The sequence below is a fragment of the Acetobacter lovaniensis genome, assembly GCF_014207635.1.
Classification (GTDB): Bacteria; Pseudomonadota; Alphaproteobacteria; order Acetobacterales; family Acetobacteraceae; genus Acetobacter; species Acetobacter lovaniensis.
Genome location: NZ_JACHIE010000004.1, coordinates 197,601 through 214,296 on the forward strand (window position 1 = coordinate 197,601; position 16,696 = coordinate 214,296).

General features: G+C 59.4%; 13 protein-coding genes. 11 read left to right on the plus strand and 2 right to left on the minus strand.

Features of this window, described 5'->3' with window-relative positions:
• The first annotated feature begins 73 nt into the window (after window positions 1–73).
• The 11 genes from HNR55_RS06765 to HNR55_RS06815 all read left to right on the plus strand — a co-directional run bounded on the left by HNR55_RS06765 (window position 74) and on the right by HNR55_RS06815 (window position 15,117).
• A complete protein-coding gene (locus tag HNR55_RS06765; RefSeq protein WP_166114272.1) occupies window positions 74–1,126 on the plus strand; it encodes a COX15/CtaA family protein in 1,053 nt (350 codons plus the stop codon).
• 11 nt (window positions 1,127–1,137) lie between these two features.
• Window positions 1,138–1,308, plus strand: coding sequence for a hypothetical protein (locus HNR55_RS06770; RefSeq protein WP_166113877.1), 171 nt, complete (start codon window positions 1,138–1,140; stop codon window positions 1,306–1,308).
• Between the two features lie 134 nt (window positions 1,309–1,442).
• Window positions 1,443–3,032, plus strand: coding sequence for a 2-isopropylmalate synthase (locus HNR55_RS06775; RefSeq protein WP_166113874.1), 1,590 nt, complete (start codon window positions 1,443–1,445; stop codon window positions 3,030–3,032).
• Between the two features lie 217 nt (window positions 3,033–3,249).
• Entirely contained in the window at window positions 3,250–4,296 is a 1,047-nt protein-coding gene (locus tag HNR55_RS06780) for a rod shape-determining protein (RefSeq protein ID WP_095350065.1), read from the plus strand.
• Window positions 4,297–4,385: 89 nt separating this feature from the next.
• Window positions 4,386–5,300, plus strand: coding sequence for a rod shape-determining protein MreC (gene mreC / locus HNR55_RS06785; RefSeq protein WP_166113872.1), 915 nt, complete (start codon window positions 4,386–4,388; stop codon window positions 5,298–5,300).
• Between the two features lie 4 nt (window positions 5,301–5,304).
• Complete coding sequence (locus tag HNR55_RS06790; protein WP_166113869.1) at window positions 5,305–5,868, plus strand: rod shape-determining protein MreD; 564 nt, start codon at window positions 5,305–5,307, stop codon at window positions 5,866–5,868.
• 19 nt (window positions 5,869–5,887) lie between these two features.
• Window positions 5,888–7,810, plus strand: coding sequence for a penicillin-binding protein 2 (gene mrdA, locus HNR55_RS06795; protein WP_166114269.1), 1,923 nt, complete (start codon window positions 5,888–5,890; stop codon window positions 7,808–7,810).
• A 4-nt stretch (window positions 7,811–7,814) separates the two neighbouring features.
• Window positions 7,815–8,969, plus strand: a complete 1,155-nt coding sequence (gene rodA, locus HNR55_RS06800; protein ID WP_166114266.1) for a rod shape-determining protein RodA — start codon at window positions 7,815–7,817, stop codon at window positions 8,967–8,969.
• A gap of 246 nt (window positions 8,970–9,215) precedes the next feature.
• Window positions 9,216–10,412: an efflux RND transporter periplasmic adaptor subunit gene (locus HNR55_RS06805; RefSeq protein WP_373318120.1), complete on the plus strand. Its 1,197-nt coding sequence runs from the start codon at window positions 9,216–9,218 to the stop codon at window positions 10,410–10,412.
• Window positions 10,413–10,416: 4 nt separating this feature from the next.
• Window positions 10,417–13,572, plus strand: a complete 3,156-nt coding sequence (locus HNR55_RS06810; protein WP_166113863.1) for an efflux RND transporter permease subunit — start codon at window positions 10,417–10,419, stop codon at window positions 13,570–13,572.
• Window positions 13,573–13,626: 54 nt separating this feature from the next.
• On the plus strand, window positions 13,627–15,117 hold the full coding sequence (locus HNR55_RS06815; RefSeq protein ID WP_242005518.1) for an efflux transporter outer membrane subunit: 1,491 nt from the start codon (window positions 13,627–13,629) through the stop codon (window positions 15,115–15,117).
• A gap of 69 nt (window positions 15,118–15,186) precedes the next feature.
• On the opposite strand, the gene HNR55_RS06820 is transcribed toward HNR55_RS06815, so the two are convergent.
• Complete coding sequence (locus HNR55_RS06820; protein WP_166113857.1) at window positions 15,187–16,416, minus strand: tetratricopeptide repeat protein; 1,230 nt, start codon at window positions 16,414–16,416, stop codon at window positions 15,187–15,189.
• Between the two features lie 16 nt (window positions 16,417–16,432).
• On the minus strand, window positions 16,433–16,696 hold a 264-nt coding region (locus HNR55_RS06825; RefSeq protein ID WP_184382610.1), incomplete at its 5' end, for an ExbD/TolR family protein.

The window sequence follows — 16,696 nt, forward strand, 5'->3', positions numbered from 1 at the left end:
TAAACCCTAGCCATAAAGTTTAACCCCAGCGCAAAAGAGTGCCATGCCCATCACGCCCCAGCGCCAGCAAGACATGACGCCTGCCCACCGCCGCCTGATTTCGGGCTGGCTGTTCCTTCTGTGTTTCATGTTGCTGGGCATGATCGCCATTGGCGGCGTGACCCGCCTGACCGGCTCTGGCCTGTCCATTATGGACTGGCAGCCCGTGAGCGGCATGATCCCGCCCCTGTCCCACGCAGAATGGGAGCGGCTGTTTGCGCTGTACCAGACCATTCCCCAGTACCACCTCCAGCATGAAGGATTCGGGCTGGAAGGATTCCAGAAAATATTCTGGGCCGAATGGATCCACCGCTTCTGGGGCCGCCTTATGGGGCTGGTGCTGCTGGCACCTCTGGTCTGGTTTGTTGTCCGGGGCATGATCACCCGCCGCCTTGCCGTGCGCCTGTTCGTGTTTTTCATTCTCGGAGCGCTGCAGGGCGCCATTGGCTGGTTTATGGTGGCCTCGGGCTTTCGGGCCAACAGCACGGCGGTTGAGCCGGTACGACTCGTGCTGCATCTGAGTGCCGCCCTGCTGCTGTATGGGGCCATTCTGTGGACTGCGTTTTCCATCCGCTGGCCCCAGCCTGAACCCACACCCTTTACACCCGGTGTCAAACTCACCCGGCGTCTGGCGTGCCTGAGCATCGGGCTGCTGTGCATCACCATTATTGCGGGCGGCTTTACGGCGGGCACCCATGCGGGCTTTTTGTTCAACACCTTCCCGCTCATGGACGGGCACCTTGTTCCGACTGATTACGCCCAGCTTTCCCCCCTGTGGATGAACTGGATCGTCAACAAGGCCGCCATCCAGTTTGACCACCGCCTGCTGGCCACCCTGACCGCACTGAGCATTGGCGCGGTGCTGCTGGCCGGGCTGCGACGGGATGCGGGGCTTGGCCCACAGGCGCAAAACGGCATTATCCTGCTCGGCTGGGCCGTGCTGGTGCAGTACGCGCTGGGGGTTACCACCCTGCTGCTGGTTGTGCCGGTATGGGCCGGAGCCGTGCACCAGACCTTTGCCGCCGTGCTGCTGGGGGTCATGCTGTATGTGCTGCACACCCTGCGCCGGGGCAGGCCGCAGGGCTGAAGCAGAGCCGAATGATTTTCCACGCCGGTCATTTTCCTGTTGCGCTGACAAAACAGGACGGTATTCTAGCGGGCATGATCTCCGACCGGTTCATGTCCGATTCCCTCAAGACCCGCGTAACAGCGGCTCAGGGCGGCGTGGCTTTTCGTCTGGACCTTCTCCTTCGACTTATCAGCCCCTGAGCGATCCGGGTGGCCATGTGCTGCCGCGCCCAGGGGATTTTGCAAGTGAGAGCGCCTGTGTACCGCACAGGCAAACATAAGGCGTGACAAGCCTTTGGCAGCGCCAGACCAAAGTCAATTCAGGAACATTTTTCATGTCTGCTGATCAGTCCAGCTTCAATCACCCATCCTTTGGCCGCATGACGGCTGAGCGTGTCATTATTTTTGACACCACCTTACGTGACGGCGAACAGTCCCCCGGTTTTTCCATGAACCTGGCCGAAAAGCTGCGCATGGCCGAAGCTCTGGCAACATTGGGCGTGGATGTGATCGAGGCGGGTTTTCCCGTTGCCTCCAAGGGTGACTTTGAATCCGTGAACGAAATTGCCCGCCACACCAAGGGCGCCGTTATCTGCGCTCTGGCCCGCAGTGGCGGAGCAAAGGATATTGCCGCCGCAGGCGAGGCACTGGCACCAGCAGAGCGCAAGCGTATCCACAACTTCATTTCCACCTCCCCGCTGCACATGAAGTACAAGCTGCGCATGGAGCCGGAAACCGTTCTGGACCTGATTACCACCGGCAACACCGCCGCACGTAATCTGACAGATGACGTGGAATGGTCCGCCGAGGATGGCTCCCGCACCGACCCTGATTTTCTGTGCCGCTGTGTGGAAGCCGCGATCAAGGCCGGGGCCACCACCATCAACGTGCCCGATACGGTCGGATACGCGACCCCCGAAGACATGGAAAAAATCTTTTCCATGCTGCGCGAACGTGTGCCGGGTGCGGATCAGGTCATTTTTTCCGCCCATAACCATAACGACCTGGGCTTGGGCGTTGCCAATACGCTGGCCTCCCTGCGCGGTGGCGCACGGCAGGTGGAATGCACCATTAACGGCATTGGGGAACGCGCGGGGAACGCCGCACTGGAAGAAATTGTGATGGCGCTGCGCACACGCCATGACCAGTACCCCTACACCACCAGTATCCAGACCACCGACCTGCTCAAGGTCTCCCGCATGCTGGCCACCATTACCAGCTTTGACGTGCAGCCCAACAAGGCCATTGTGGGCCGCAACGCCTTTGCGCATGAAAGCGGCATTCATCAGGACGGGGTGCTGAAAAACGCCGCGACCTATGAAATCATGACCCCCGAAAGCGTGGGCTGGAGCCGGTCTTCGCTGGTTATGGGCAAGCATTCGGGCCGGGCCGCCTTCCGCGACAAGCTCAGAGCACTGGGCTATGCGGACATGGACGACACCCGCCTGAACGAAGCGTTCTCCCGCTTCAAGGATCTGGCTGACCGCAAAAAGGTCGTTTACGACGATGACATTGTCGCACTGGTTGATGATGAAGCCCGTGACCACGACCATATCCGCTTTGCAGCCCTGAGCCTGACATCCACCTCGGGCAAACCTTCCGAAGCGGACCTGACCATTCAGGTCGATGGCAAGGACGTGCAGACCAATGCCAGCGGCAATGGGCCGGTGGACGCCGCCTTTAACGCGCTGCGTCTGGCCTTCCCGCACGAAGCCCGTCTGGCGCTGTTCAGCGTTGGCGCGGTAACGGAAGGCACGGATGCACAGGCCCGCACCACGGTCCGGCTGGAAGAAGACGGTAAACTGGTTGATGGTCAGGGCGCGGATGCGGATACCGTTGTGTCCGCCGTGCGCGCCTATGTGCATGCCCTGAACAAGCTGCTGGTCAAACGTGCGCGCACCGCGCCCGAGGCCCTGACCGCCTGAACAGGCTTGCATTGGGGGCCTGCGCCCCCCGGATAACGAGGCAGATACCCCGCCGCATAAGAAAATTATACGGCAGTTTATGAACTGAGGGCTTGTCTGCCTCGCTATGCCCCGTTAATCCGTGCAGATATATTGACCAAAGCGACCGTTGGGGTCCCTTTTGTTTGCCAGCCCCTTCCGCACAGTCGCGTAGTGCCGCCTCAACCAGGAGTCCTGGATGTTTTCTCGTCTGCTCGGTCTTATGTCTGCGGACATGGCCATTGATCTCGGTACTGCCAATACCCTTGTGTATGTCAAAGGGCGTGGCATTGTACTGAACGAACCCTCGGTCGTGGCGATCGCAGACATACGCGGCAAAAAGCAGCTTCTGGCTGTGGGGGAAGAAGCCAAGCAGATGGTCGGGCGCACGCCGGGCAACATTGCCGCCATCCGTCCCATGCGCGACGGGGTGATTGCCGACTTTGACGTTGCGGAAGAAATGATCAAACATTTCATTCGCAAGGTACATAACCGCCGGGCCTTCGCCAGCCCACAGATTATTGTGTGCGTGCCCTCCGGCTCCACGGCTGTTGAGCGCCGCGCCATTCAGGAAAGTGCGGAAAGCGCCGGTGCGCGCCGGGTCTTCCTGATTGAGGAACCCATGGCCGCCGCCATTGGTGCGGGCCTGCCCGTGACCGAACCTTCCGGCAGCATGATTGTGGATATTGGCGGCGGCACCACGGAAGTGGCCGTCATATCCCTTGGCGGCATCGTCTATGCCCGCTCGGTGCGCGTTGGCGGGGATAAAATGGACGAAGCCATTATCTCCTACATCCGCCGGGCCTATAACCTGCTGATCGGTGAAAGCTCGGCAGAGCGGATTAAAATCAACCTTGGCGCGGCCCTCCCCCCCGATGACCCGGAGGACAGCGGTCCCTGGCTGGACGTAAAGGGCCGGGACCTGATCAACGGCGTCCCGCGCGAGGTTCAGGTCTCTCAGGCCCAGATTGCCGAAAGCCTGATGGAGCCGATCAGCCAGATTGTGGATGCGGTCAAGACCGCGCTGGAAAACACCCCGCCCGAACTGGCGGCAGATATTGTAGACAAGGGCATTGTTCTGACCGGTGGCGGCGCGTTGCTGTACCGCATGGCCGATGTGCTGCGTCTGGCAACCGGGCTGCCGGTCACCGTGGCGGAAGACGCCCTTTCCTGCGTGGCGCTGGGTACGGGCCGCGCGCTGGAAGAAATGAAGCGTCTGCGCAATGTGCTGACCACCATGTACTAACGCCCCGGTTCAGCCACCCCGGCCACTTTGCGGTACGTGGCTGAATCTGGTTCTTCATGCCGTCAGATAGTAAGGGCATCCGGTTTTCCATGGTCCCGGTTTCCATTCAGGTAAGACAGGCATTGAGCAAACTGGTTCTGCCAGTTCTGCTGCTCATGTCTGTCGGGATCATTATTGCCGGGCAGGCTGACCGCCCTTTGGCAGACAGGGCACGCATGCGCGTGGCTGACGTGCTTGCCCCCCTGTGGGGCCTGCTTTCACGCACGCAGACCGACAGCCAGCGCTTTGTGCACGGGATACAGGAAGCCCGTAATCTGGCGGAGGAAAACCACCGTCTGATCGCTGAAAACGCCAATCTGCGACGATGGTACGATGTGGCGGTCTCCCTCGCACGGGAAAATGACGCCCTCAAAACCGAACTGCACTGGGTGCCCGAACCCACACCCGCATTTGTAACAGGCCGTGTGGTGGCCGATAGCGGGGGGATTTACGCCCGCGCCGTACTGCTGGTGGCCGGGACAACCAGCGGTGTGCAGGCTGGCAACATAGCACTGGCCTCCAGCGGGCTGGCCGGACGGGTTACGGAAGTTGGCGCACATGCCGCGCGCATCCTGCTGATTACCGACATTGCCAGCCGCCTGCCGGTGGAGCTGGAATCCAGCCATGCCGCGGCCATTATGGTGGGGGACAACTCCCCCCTGCCCCGCCTACTCTATTATTCGCAGGATACCCGCCCCATAGAGGGTGAGCGGGTTGTGACCTCCGATCAGGCTGGGGCTTTTCCCTCCGGTATTCCCATTGGCAGCGTACATTACCTGCACCCCGGCCAGCCCGTGGTGCAGCCTTTTGCCCGGCTGGACAGGCTGACCATGCTGCGCGTGTTTGACTTTGGGCAATCCGAAATAGAACCACCAGAAGCTCCCGGCCATGTGCCCCTGACCCGCCCGCACCGCGCCCTGACGCTGCCGTTTAAAACCCTGCTTGGTCCGGGGCAGGAGGGATAACGGCATGTCTGACCCCCACCAGCCCCGCTGGGAACATGATACCGGAACCCAGCTCACATCCCGCCAGCGACTCGACCGCACGGCACGGCATCTTCTGCCGTCCGTTTTTACGGCGCTGGTCATTATTTTTTTCTCGGGCCCTCTGACCGTTCCCGGAGCGGCGGAGTTGCTCCCGGCCATTGTTATCAACACGATTTTTTTCTGGTCCGTGTGGCGGCCCTCCGGCATGCCCTCACTGGCCGTGTTCCTGCTTGGACTTTTTATGGACCTTGTGGGGTTTACACCGCTGGGGGTGAGCGCCTTTATTCTCTTACTGGTGCATGGCATTGGCAGTTATGCCCGTTTTGGTCTCATGCGGATGAATTTTTTAGTGGTGTGGTGCCTGTTTGGACTGGTAGGAGCGGCTGCAGCGGCATTGCAGTGGGCGCTGGCCTGCCTGTTCCGGCTCCATCTGCTTGATCCCGCACCCGCCTTTTTTGAAGCCTTGCTCTGCATAGGGGTCTATCCGTTGCTTTCCGCCACTTTCTCGTGGTTCCTGCACATTCTGGACGAGAAGGACGCGCCATGACCGCATGGGAGGCGCTCCCATGTGGCTAAAGCGGCGTAAACGCGATAACCGCCGCTTGATGCCGATCCGGGATCAGAAGGACCCGGCGCGCGGTGTCTTTACCCGCCGCGCCCTGCTGTGCATGGCGGTACAGGCCGGGGCCATGGGCGAACTGGCGCGCCGCCTGTACCATATCCAGATCAATGATGGTGACCACTATGCCCGCATGGCGGCCAACAACCGCATAAGCAAGCGCCTGCTTGCCCCGCCGCGTGGCCGCATTGTGGACCGTTACGGCATTGCCCTTGCCAACAACAAGGAAAACTGGCGCGCACTCCTGATGCCGGAGGAAACAACCGATGTGACCGGCACCATAGAGCGCTTTTCCACCCTGATCCCGCTTGATGAACGTGACCGCAACCGCATTGCGCGCGAGATGCGCCACCAGCGTCGGTTTGTACCCGTGATGCTGCGGGACTTCCTCTCCTGGGATGAAATGGCGCGAATCGAACTCAACGCGCCTTCTCTGCCCGGTGTGCTGATTGATGTGGGCACACGCCGCGTGTACCCCGAAGGGGAACTGCTGGCCCATATTATCGGCTATGTTGCCCCCCCTAACGAGAGCGACGTAGCGCATTCCACCCTGCTGGCCCTACCGGGCATGCGGGTTGGCCGCGCGGGCATAGAACAGAATCAGGACGAGAAACTGCGTGGCACCGCAGGTTCGGTGGAAATGGAGGTCAACGCCGTTGGCCGCGTGATTTCCGAGCTGAACCGCGAGGAAGGTGTGCCGGGGGAAGAAATCTCCCTGACCATAGACCGCGGGCTGCAACAAAGGGTGCTCAACCACATAGGGGACCAGACCGCCTCCGCCGTGGTGCTGGACTGCCATAATGGCGAGGTGCTGGCCATGGTCAGCACGCCCTCGTTCGATCCATCCCTGTTTGATAGCGGCGTCAGCCACGCACAATGGATTGAATGGACCAACAACCAGCACACCCCACTTATTAACAAGGCTGTGGCAGGCGTTTACCCGCCCGGCTCCACCTTCAAACCCGCCGTGGCCATGGCCGCACTGGAGTCGGGGCTGATCTCCCCCACTGACCGGGTTTTCTGTCCCGGTCATCTGGATGTGGGGGGCACGCGCTTCCACTGCTGGTCACGCTGGGGGCATGGGTCTGTTGACCTGCATCTGGCGCTCAAATACTCCTGCGACGTTTATTTTTACGAAATTGCCCGCCGGATCGGCATGGACCGTATTGCCGAAACCGCACACCGCATGGGCCTTGGCGTACCGCTGGATATTGAACTCCCCCATACCCGCACGGGCCTCATCCCCACCCCCGCATGGCGGCAGGCCCACCACCACCACTGGAACGGGGGGGATACCATTGTCAGCGGCATCGGGCAGGGGTTCATTCAGGTTACCCCCCTGCAACTGGCCACCTACACCGCCCGGATGGCCACCGGCCGGGCCGTGCAGCCCCATCTTATGCGCGCCATTAATGGCGAGATCAGCCCGATGGCCAGCCCCGAGCACTGGCCCAGTCTGGACATGCCCGAAAAATATCTGGAAGCCCTGCGGGCAGGCATGTTTGCCGTGGTGAACGAACCCCACGGCACGGCCCCCAAGGCGCAGCTTGACCTGCCGGGCATGACCATGGCGGGTAAAACGGGTTCGGCTCAGGTGCGCCACGTCTCCCGCGCATTGCGTGAGAGCGGGCACTTCAACTCCGCCAACCTGCCGTGGGAATACCGGCCCCACGCGCTGTTCATCTGCTTTGCCCCGTATGATGCGCCCCGCTACGCCGTATCGGTCGTGATCGAGCACGGCAACGCAGGGGCAGACGCCGCCGCACCACTGGCACGCAACATCATGCGCGACACGCTCCTGCGCGACCCTTCCAACCACACCACACCCCCGCCTGAAAGCGTGGCCGCTGTGGATGACAGCTTTGAATAACCCCATCCGTTTTCACAAACGCCTGTTACGGGCCGAGCCCAGCTTCCGCCTGATGGCCAAGCTGTGGCGGATAAGCTGGCTTTATGTGCTGCTGATCTGCGCGCTGGCCGGTGTTGGCTACGTCACCCTCTATTCCGCCGCAGGCGGTGTGCCTTACCCGTTTGCAGCCCCGCAGGCCGCGCGTTTTGCCGTTGGCCTTGTGCTGATGGTCACCATTGCCATGCTGCCCCCCCACCTGCTCATGCGGGCATCATGGGGGATGTATGCGCTTTCGCTCGTACTGCTGGTTGCGGTCCTGCACATGGGTCACGTTGGCAAAGGGGCCGAGCGCTGGCTCATGATCGGGGGGCTTCAGGTACAGCCTTCCGAATTTGCCAAGATCGCCCTTGTCACCGTGCTGGCCACATGGTTTTCACGCATGGATTATGCCCGCATGGGCAACCCGCTCTGGCTTATTCCCCCCGCTTTTATGGTGCTGGTGCCTGTCGGACTGGTGCTCAAGGAGCCCAATCTGGGCACGGCGGTCATTATCGGGGGTATTGGCGCGTCCCTGTTTTTTACGGCGGGCATGCGACTCTGGCAGATTATTCTGCTTATTCTGCCATTGCCCTCCCTTGTGCAATTTGCCTACGGGCACCTGCATGACTACCAGAAGGCGCGCATTACCACCTTCCTCCACCCCGAAAACGACCCACTTGGAGCAGGCTACAACATTATCCAGTCCAAGATTGCCCTTGGGTCTGGCGGCATGTGGGGGCAGGGCTACCTGCATGGCTCGCAGGGGCAACTGAACTTTCTGCCCGAAAAGCAGACAGACTTCATTTTCACCATGATTGCAGAAGAATGGGGCTTTATCGGTGCTTCTGCCGTGATTGCCCTGCTGGTGCTGCTGATTATGGGCGGCATGATCATGGCCATACGTTGCCGCAACCGTTTTGGCCGGTTGATTGCTCTTGGCATCAGCATGAACTTTTTCTTTTACTGTCTGGTCAACCTCTCCATGGTCATGGGAGCGATTCCGGTCGGGGGGGTACCCCTGCCACTGGTCTCCTACGGAGGATCGGCCATGCTGAATGTCATGCTGGGGTTTGGCCTTCTCCTCTCAACATGGGTCCATAGAGACACACGGCTGGACGAAAGCAACAGTCGCATGGCCTGACACCCGCGATGAAGCTTGTGTTTCTGGTTTGATCTGCTCTTGACTCGGTAGGGTTGCACTTTTAGCTTGCACGTTAAAGGTAACACTTAGTACTGTTTCCTCACCTTCATTTGTCCACTCTGTTTTCTCCACAAAGCGGCCTGCGGCTCAAGCTCTCATCAGGGCAGGAAATGGCCTATTTTCCAGCCCCTGCACTGCCTGACCACGCCTGAAATGTGCGGAAAACCTTTCAACACACAGGGCCACATCAAAGTGACAACACACACTTTTTCTCTTCGTCCGGTCCTGCTTTGCACGGTTGCCCTGCTTGCGCTGGAAGGCTGCAAACGCCAGCAAAGCGCACCGCGGACGCCCCCGCAGGCTGTGGGCATTGTCACCATGCAACCCCAACCCGTAAGTGTGCATACAAGCCTGCCCGGCCGCACGGATGCGTTTGAAATTGCTCAGGTCCGCCCACAGGTCACGGGGGTTGTTCTCAAACGCCTGTTTGTTGAAGGCTCGGATGTGGTGGCTGGCCAGCAGCTCTACCAGATTGACCCTGCCCGCTATAAAGCCGTGTACGATACCGCCCGTGGGCAACTGGCCCAGGCCATGGCGCTTGATGCCACAGCAAAGGCGAAGGTCCGCCGCTACAAGAAGCTGGTGCGTGAGCACGCCGTGAGCCAGCAGGATTATGATGACGCCGTAGCCGCGGAAAAGCAGGCGCAGGGGCAGATACAGAGCGCTCAGGGACAGGTGGAAAGTGCTCAGGTCAACCTTGGTTACACCAAGATGTATGCCCCGATCTCCGGACGTATCGGCCGCACACTGATTACGGTGGGCGCGCTTGTTACCGCCGAGCAGACCTCCAACACGGCCATCATCACCCGGCTGGACCCCATTTATGTAGACGTCAACCTGCCCGCCATTACCCTTTTGCGCCTCAAGCGTGAACTGGCGGAAGGCCGCATCAAACGTCAGGCCAATGGCGAGGTCCCCGTGGTTCTGACGCTGGAAGACGGCTCACCTTACGAATTCAAGGGCCACATGGCGCTGGCCGAAGTGAACGTGGATACAACAACCTCCACCGTTATCGTGCGTGCGATCATGCCCAACCCGCAAAAGCTGCTGCTGCCGGGCATGTATGTCCACGCCCAGCTTGACGAGGGGATTGACCCCAACGCCCTGCTCGTCCCTCAGGAGGCCGTCAGCCGCAACACCCACGGCGATCCGCAGGTATGGATTGTGCAGCCCGACAGCACCGTGGCCCTGCGCCAGATCAAGATCGGCATGGCCATAGACACCAACTGGCTGGTGACAGACGGGCTCAAGGCCGGTGAGCGCGTGGTGGTCAGCGGCACGCAGAAAATAACCCCCGGAGCAAAGGTCTCGGTGCTGGACAGCAAACCCAAGACCGACACCGCACCCGGTGCTGCGGCACAGCCTGCACAAAAAGGGCAGTAAATCCATGTCGCTTTCGCGGTTCTTTATCAACCGGCCCATTTTTGCGTGGGTGATCAGCCTGATCATCATGCTGTTTGGCGGCCTGTCCATCCTGCGGCTACCTATTGCGCAGTATCCCAGCATCGCCCCACCCCAGATCGCCATTACCGTCACCTACCCCGGCGCCTCCGCCGATACGGTGAACGATACGGTCGTGCGCCCCATACTCCAGCAGATGTTCGGGCTGGATCATCTGGAATACATCTCTGCCCAGTCCTACGCTTCGGGACAGATGGAAATTGACCTGACCTTTGAGCAGGGCACAAACCCCGACATTGCTCAGGTGCAGGTGCAGAACAAGCTCCAGCTTGCCCAGCCCAAACTGCCACAGGAAGTGACCGCACAGGGGCTGAGCATTACCAAGGCCGTCAAGAACTTCATGCTGGTGCTGGCCTTTATTTCCACCAACAATTCCATGACCGGCTCGGACATTGCCGATTATGTGGCCTCCAACATTTCTGACCCGCTCAGCCGCGTCACCGGCGTGGGTGACCACACACTCTTCGGGTCCGAATATGCCATGCGCATCTGGCTGGACCCCAACAAGCTGTTCAACTACGGCCTGACCGTGCGGGATGTTGAAACCGCTATCCAGACCCAGAACATTCAGGTTTCATCGGGTGAACTCGGCGGCCTGCCTGCCCGCAAGGACATCCGTCTGGATGCCACGATCATTGGCCCGACCCGCCTGACATCGGCTGGCGAGTTTGAGAAAATCCTGCTCCGGGTCCAGCCCGACGGCTCGCAGGTCCGCATCAAGGATGTGGCGCGGGTGGAACTGGGACCGCAGACCTACAACACCTCCTCTTACTACAACAATCACCCGGCATCGGGCATGGCGCTCAAGCTCGCCCCCGGCGCCAACCAGATTTCGACCGAAGCGGCAGTCCGCGCCAAAATTGATGATCTGGAAAAGTTCTTCCCGCCGGGCCTGAAAACCGTTTACCCGCTGGATACGGAACCCTTCATCACCCTCTCCATCGAGGAAGTGATTATCACCCTGCTTGAAGCCATCGGACTGGTCTTCCTGGTCATGCTGGTGTTTTTGCAGAACTTCCGCGCAACGCTTATCCCCACCATTGCCGTGCCGGTTGTGCTGCTGGGCACTTTTGGCCTGCTCAACATCTTTGGTTTTTCCATCAACACGCTCACCATGCTGGCCATGGTGCTGGCCGTGGGCCTGCTGGTGGATGACGCCATTGTGGTGGTGGAAAACGTGGAACGCGTGATGTCGGAGAAAAAACTCTCTCCCATCGAAGCGGCCCGCGTTTCCATGGATGAAATTTCAGGCGCGCTGATCGGCATTGTGCTGGTGCTGACCGCCGTGTTTTTGCCCATGGCAGCTTTTTCCGGTTCGGTCGGGGTTATTTACCGGCAGTTCTCCATTACCATTGTCTCCGCCATGTGGTTGTCGGTGCTGGTGGCCATGGTGCTTACGCCCGCTTTGTGCGCCACCATGCTCAAACCCGGCACGCATGTTAAAACAACTGGCCCCGCTGGCTGGTTCAACCGTAACTTTGAGCGCCTGACCAATGGTTACCTCAGGGGCGTGCGCAGGCTTATTTCCTCCACGGCCCTGTCCATTACCTGTTTCCTGCTGATCAGCGCGCTGGCGGGCTATCTGTTTACCCGCCTGCCCAGCGGCTTTTTGCCGGACGAGGATCAGGGGCTTATTTTCGGGCAGGTGACACTGCCCCCCAATACGCCCATGGAGCAGACCACGCAGCTCAACCGTGAAATTACGGATTATATCCTGAAGTCCGAGAGCGGGCTTGTGGAATCCGTTTATGCCATCAGCGGGTTTAACTTTGCCGGGCAGGGCCAGAACTCGGGCGCATTCTTTATCCGCCTGACGGACTGGAAAAACCGCCCCCTTGCAAGCCAGACATCCTCCGCCATCGCACGGCGGATCATGATGCATTACTGGTTTGACCCACGCGCCCAGATCTTTGCCATCAACCCGCCTGCCGTGCTCGAACTGGGTAACGCCACAGGGTTTGACCTTGAACTGGAAGACCGCGGGCACCTTGGCCACCAAAAGCTGCTGGCTGCGCGTAACATGGTGCTCGGCCTTGCCAGCAAGGACCACCGCCTGCTTGCCGTGCGCCCCAACGGTATGGAAGACGCATCGCAGTATCATCTGGATATTGACCGCGAAAAAGCCAATGCGCTGGGCATTACGATTGATGACATCAACACAACAATCGAAGGCGCGCTGGGGTCGATCTACGTGAACCAGTTCACCCGCGATGACCGCGTAAAACAGGTTTATATTCAAGGCGACCTGGATTCACGCATGCTGCCGCAGGACCTGAACAAATGGTACATCCGCACCAACACCAACACGCTGGCCCCGCTGGATGCCTTTATTCACGGCTATTGGCTGACGGGCCCGCAAAAGGTTGAGGATTACAACGGTTTTAACGCCTTTGAAATTCTGGGCCAGCCCGCACCCGGTTACAGTTCGGGTGATTCCCTTGCCGCCATCAGGGATATTCTGAAAAAACTGCCAGAAGGCATAGGCTACGAATGGACCGGCCTCTCGTTTGAGGAAATTTCCTCCGGCTCCTCCACCGGACCACTCTATGCGCTCGCCAGTCTGGTTATTCTGTTGTGCCTTGCCGCACTTTACGAAAGCTGGGCCATTCCGTTTGCAGTTATGCTGGTTATTCCTCTGGGTATTCTGGGCTCCATTGCCGCCACCTTGTGGCGGGACATGAACAACGACGTGTATTTTCAGGTCGGGCTGCTGACCACCGTTGGTCTGGCTGTTAAAAACGCCATTCTTATTGTGGAGTTTGCCAAAGCAGCCTTTGAACGTGGGGAATCTCTGGAAGACGCGGTGATTACCGCATCGCGCGAACGCTTACGCCCCATTCTCATGACCTCAATCGCCTTTGTTGTGGGTGTGTTCCCGCTCGCCCTTGCTGCCGGGGCTGGGTCCGCATCCCGCGAGGCCATTGGTACCGCAGTGGTGGGGGGCATGGCCACGGCGACCCTTCTGGCCGTTTACTTTGTGCCGGTCTTTTTTGTTCTGGTGTTGCGTGTGTTTAAGGTCAAACGCATCAGCGAACGCAAACTGGCCACCACCCCCGCCCAGACCGCAACAGGGAACGAATAAGATATGGTGCCTCAGTCCTTTTTCCGTCGCTCCCTGCGGCTCCGTGCTGTTGTTATGGCTGTTGCAACAACACAGGCACTTTCCGCGTGTACCATGATCCCCAAATACACGCGCCCCACACCTCCGCTGGCCACAACATGGCCTGATTATGCCAAAACCGGGGACAGGCTGCTGCCAGAAGTGGCCGCCGATATTGGCTGGCGCGAGTTCTTCATAGACCCGCGCCTACAGGCCCTGATCACCATTGCCCTGCGCGAAAACCGGGACCTGCGCACGTCTGCCGCCAATATCGCCACGGCACAGGGCGAGTATGACGTACAGCATGCGGGCCTGTTCCCCACCATTGCTGCCACGGGTGGGCCAATGTATCAGGCACCATCCGATGCGGCAGGGCTTAGCTTTGCACCTGGACTGGATACCGATAAAACCGGCGGCGGCATGGCTCGCAACCCGTTCCGCTACTATTCGGGCGGGATTGGTTTTTCCTCCTACGAGATTGACCTGTTCGGGCGTATCCGCTCCCTGACCAAGGAAGCCGCCGAACGTGCCCTGTCCCAGCAGGAAAACATGCGTGGCATGGTCATCAGCATCGTCTCGCAGGTGGCCATGGCCTATATTACATGGCTGGGCGACCGGGACACGCAGGCACTGGCGGCAAGCACGCTGGCCAGCCAGCAGAACAGCCTGAGGCTGACACAGGACAAATACACCCACGGCGAAGAAAACCTGCTGACCGTACGGCAGTTGGAAACACAGGTGCAGCAAAGTGCTACCCTGCTGACCGATGCCCGCCGCAAGGTGGAGCAGGATGAAAACCTGATAACCCTGCTGATTGGCGCACCCATTCCACAAAACCTGCCTGCCCCCCTGCCTTTGGGCAAGCAGTCCATTCTGGCCGACCTGCCCGCTGGCCTGCCATCGGACCTGCTGACCCGCAGACCCGATATTGTCGCGGCAGAACATGACCTTCTGGCATCTCAGGCCAGTATTGGGGCGGCCCGCGCCGCGTTCTTCCCCCGTCTGACGCTCACGGCTACGGATGGCGTTTCCAGCCTGCAGTTCCACAAGATGTTTACGGCGGCGGCCACCACATGGGGCCTGAACCCCAATCTTCAGATCCCGCTTTGGACCTGGGGGATGAACAGCGGCAACCTCAAGGTAGCCAAGGCAACCCGTAATGGCAAAATTGCCGCTTACGAAAAAACGGTGCAAAGCGCCTTCCGTGAAGTGGCCGATGCTCTTGCCGCCCGCAAAGCCTATCTGGACGAAAAAAAGCAGATGGATAATCTGGTCTTCGCTTCGGGCGATGCCTACCGTCTGGCCAAACTGCGTTATGAAACCGGAACAGATTCCTACCTGACCACACTGGATTCACAGCGCTACTATCTACAGGCCCAGCAGTCCCAGATTACGGTTGCGGTTGCAAAATACCAGAACCTTGTCACCATTTACCGCGCGATGGGCGGCGGCTGGCAGGAAACCTCCCCCCATTCCCACGCAGAACAGCAGATGGCTCCACAGTCTGGCTCTCCCAAAGCCGGGTAAGCCAGACCTGACCAATAAAAAAGGCCGCTCTAGAGCGGCCTTTTTTACGAACTCTCTCTTTTCATACGTTTAATGCGTGGCAGCCGACTGTCCCAGCCTGAGCACCCAGAGCTGGGCAATATCATAAGCTCCGTTATCCCCGGCAACGCTCTTGAAGGTCTGTATGGCCTCTGCCTTTTGGCCTGCCTGCATCTGGGCCAGACCAAGGTGCAAGCGGGCAATATCGGGGTCTGTTACCCCTTTGGTTATGGCCTGCTGCATCAGCGCCAGCCCCTTGGAAGCCTGCCCGAACGTGACGTAATTATACCCCACGTTCAGCAGTTCATTGCCTGATGTCTGGGCAAGGGCCGCCTTTTCATCCGCTTCGATGGATTCCTTTCTGGCAGCAACGGTTTTTTCCACCATTGCCTTCAGGCGTGCCTGTCTGGGCGCTTCTGCCCCCTGCCCCAGAATACCCTGCTGGTATCCCTGATTCATCAGGTCCAGCGCAAGCTGGGGCATATGGCCCTGCATGGCAATTTCGGTCATTTCCATAAAATCGCGCGCGGTGGAAATATCCCCCGCCGCCAGACGAATACGGTACACATCAAGCTGCAAGGCCGCAGGAATTTTTGTATTCACGACCAGTTCGTGCAGCAGCAGTGCCCAGTATTCCTTTTTGGGGTAATAGGTTGCCAGCAGAACATAGGCATGTGTTGCCGTGGTGGAATCCTTAAGAGCCGTGGCACTTGCCGCCAGCATCTGCAACTGCGATTCCACGGGCTTCTGCCCGGCCTTGACCGTTCTGGACACAATTGGCGTTAGAACGCTGAGTGTATGGGCATAGTCTTTTTGCAGATAGTAAGACTGTGCCAGCAATGTTTCCATTGCCGGGTTCGGGCCAGCTTCCTTGAGGTAACGCTGGATAGCCGCAGCGGCCCGGGGATAGTCCTTGGCGTTATACGCCATACTCCCTTCAGACATCAGCATCTGGTTTTTCAGGTTCCGTGGTGTGCGGGGGGAGGCGATCAGTTTTTCATACGCGGCGGTTGCCTGAGCCACATTGCCTGCCTGCGAGGCCACAGCCGCCCGCATCTGCGCAATAGTGTAATCCTCATATGCGCTTTTACCCGCGACCGCATCGGCCTCGTTCACAGCATCCATGGCCTTGGCGTAATTATGCGCAGCAAGAGCACTCTGGGCCTGCTGCAATGCCACGCCAACAGGCTGGCTCAGTGTATCCGCCGCCTGTACGGCCGGAATGGCAAGAGAGAAAACAGTCGCGGAACACAACAGGCTCCGCACAAAACGCATGGTCATGATCTTCTTCACTCCCTTACTGATCGACGAACTGTTCCTGCCCGACGATACCCATCTGGGTGACCCCGAGCCTCTGGGCGTCGGCCATGACATGGACGACAGTCTTGTAATCCGCCAGCCGGTTGGGCTGGATGTGGAATTCCGGCTTGGGCTGGGCGGAGGCAATCTCGCGCAGATGCGCCTGTAGGTCGTCCTCGCTGCTGACCGGCTGCCCGTTCCAGGTAATCGTATTATCAAAATCCACCACAAGGGTCACAACCGGAACCTCCTCCGTCGAAGG

What these genes read in the sequence shown, in the direction of transcription:
- HNR55_RS06765 (WP_166114272.1), top strand. Translation starts at nt 74, where the DNA reads ATGACGCCTGCCCACCGCCGCCTGATTTCGGGCTGGCTGTTCCTTCTG.
- HNR55_RS06770 (WP_166113877.1), top strand. Translation starts at nt 1,138, where the DNA reads ATGATTTTCCACGCCGGTCATTTTCCTGTTGCGCTGACAAAACAGGAC.
- HNR55_RS06775 (WP_166113874.1), top strand. Translation starts at nt 1,443, where the DNA reads ATGTCTGCTGATCAGTCCAGCTTCAATCACCCATCCTTTGGCCGCATG.
- HNR55_RS06780 (WP_095350065.1), top strand. Translation starts at nt 3,250, where the DNA reads ATGTTTTCTCGTCTGCTCGGTCTTATGTCTGCGGACATGGCCATTGAT.
- mreC (WP_166113872.1), top strand. Translation starts at nt 4,386, where the DNA reads ATGGTCCCGGTTTCCATTCAGGTAAGACAGGCATTGAGCAAACTGGTT.
- HNR55_RS06790 (WP_166113869.1), top strand. Translation starts at nt 5,305, where the DNA reads ATGTCTGACCCCCACCAGCCCCGCTGGGAACATGATACCGGAACCCAG.
- mrdA (WP_166114269.1), top strand. Translation starts at nt 5,888, where the DNA reads ATGTGGCTAAAGCGGCGTAAACGCGATAACCGCCGCTTGATGCCGATC.
- HNR55_RS06810 (WP_166113863.1), top strand. Translation starts at nt 10,417, where the DNA reads ATGTCGCTTTCGCGGTTCTTTATCAACCGGCCCATTTTTGCGTGGGTG.
- HNR55_RS06815 (WP_242005518.1), top strand. Translation starts at nt 13,627, where the DNA reads ATGGCTGTTGCAACAACACAGGCACTTTCCGCGTGTACCATGATCCCC.
- HNR55_RS06820 (WP_166113857.1), bottom strand. Translation starts at nt 16,416, where the DNA reads ATGACCATGCGTTTTGTGCGGAGCCTGTTGTGTTCCGCGACTGTTTTC.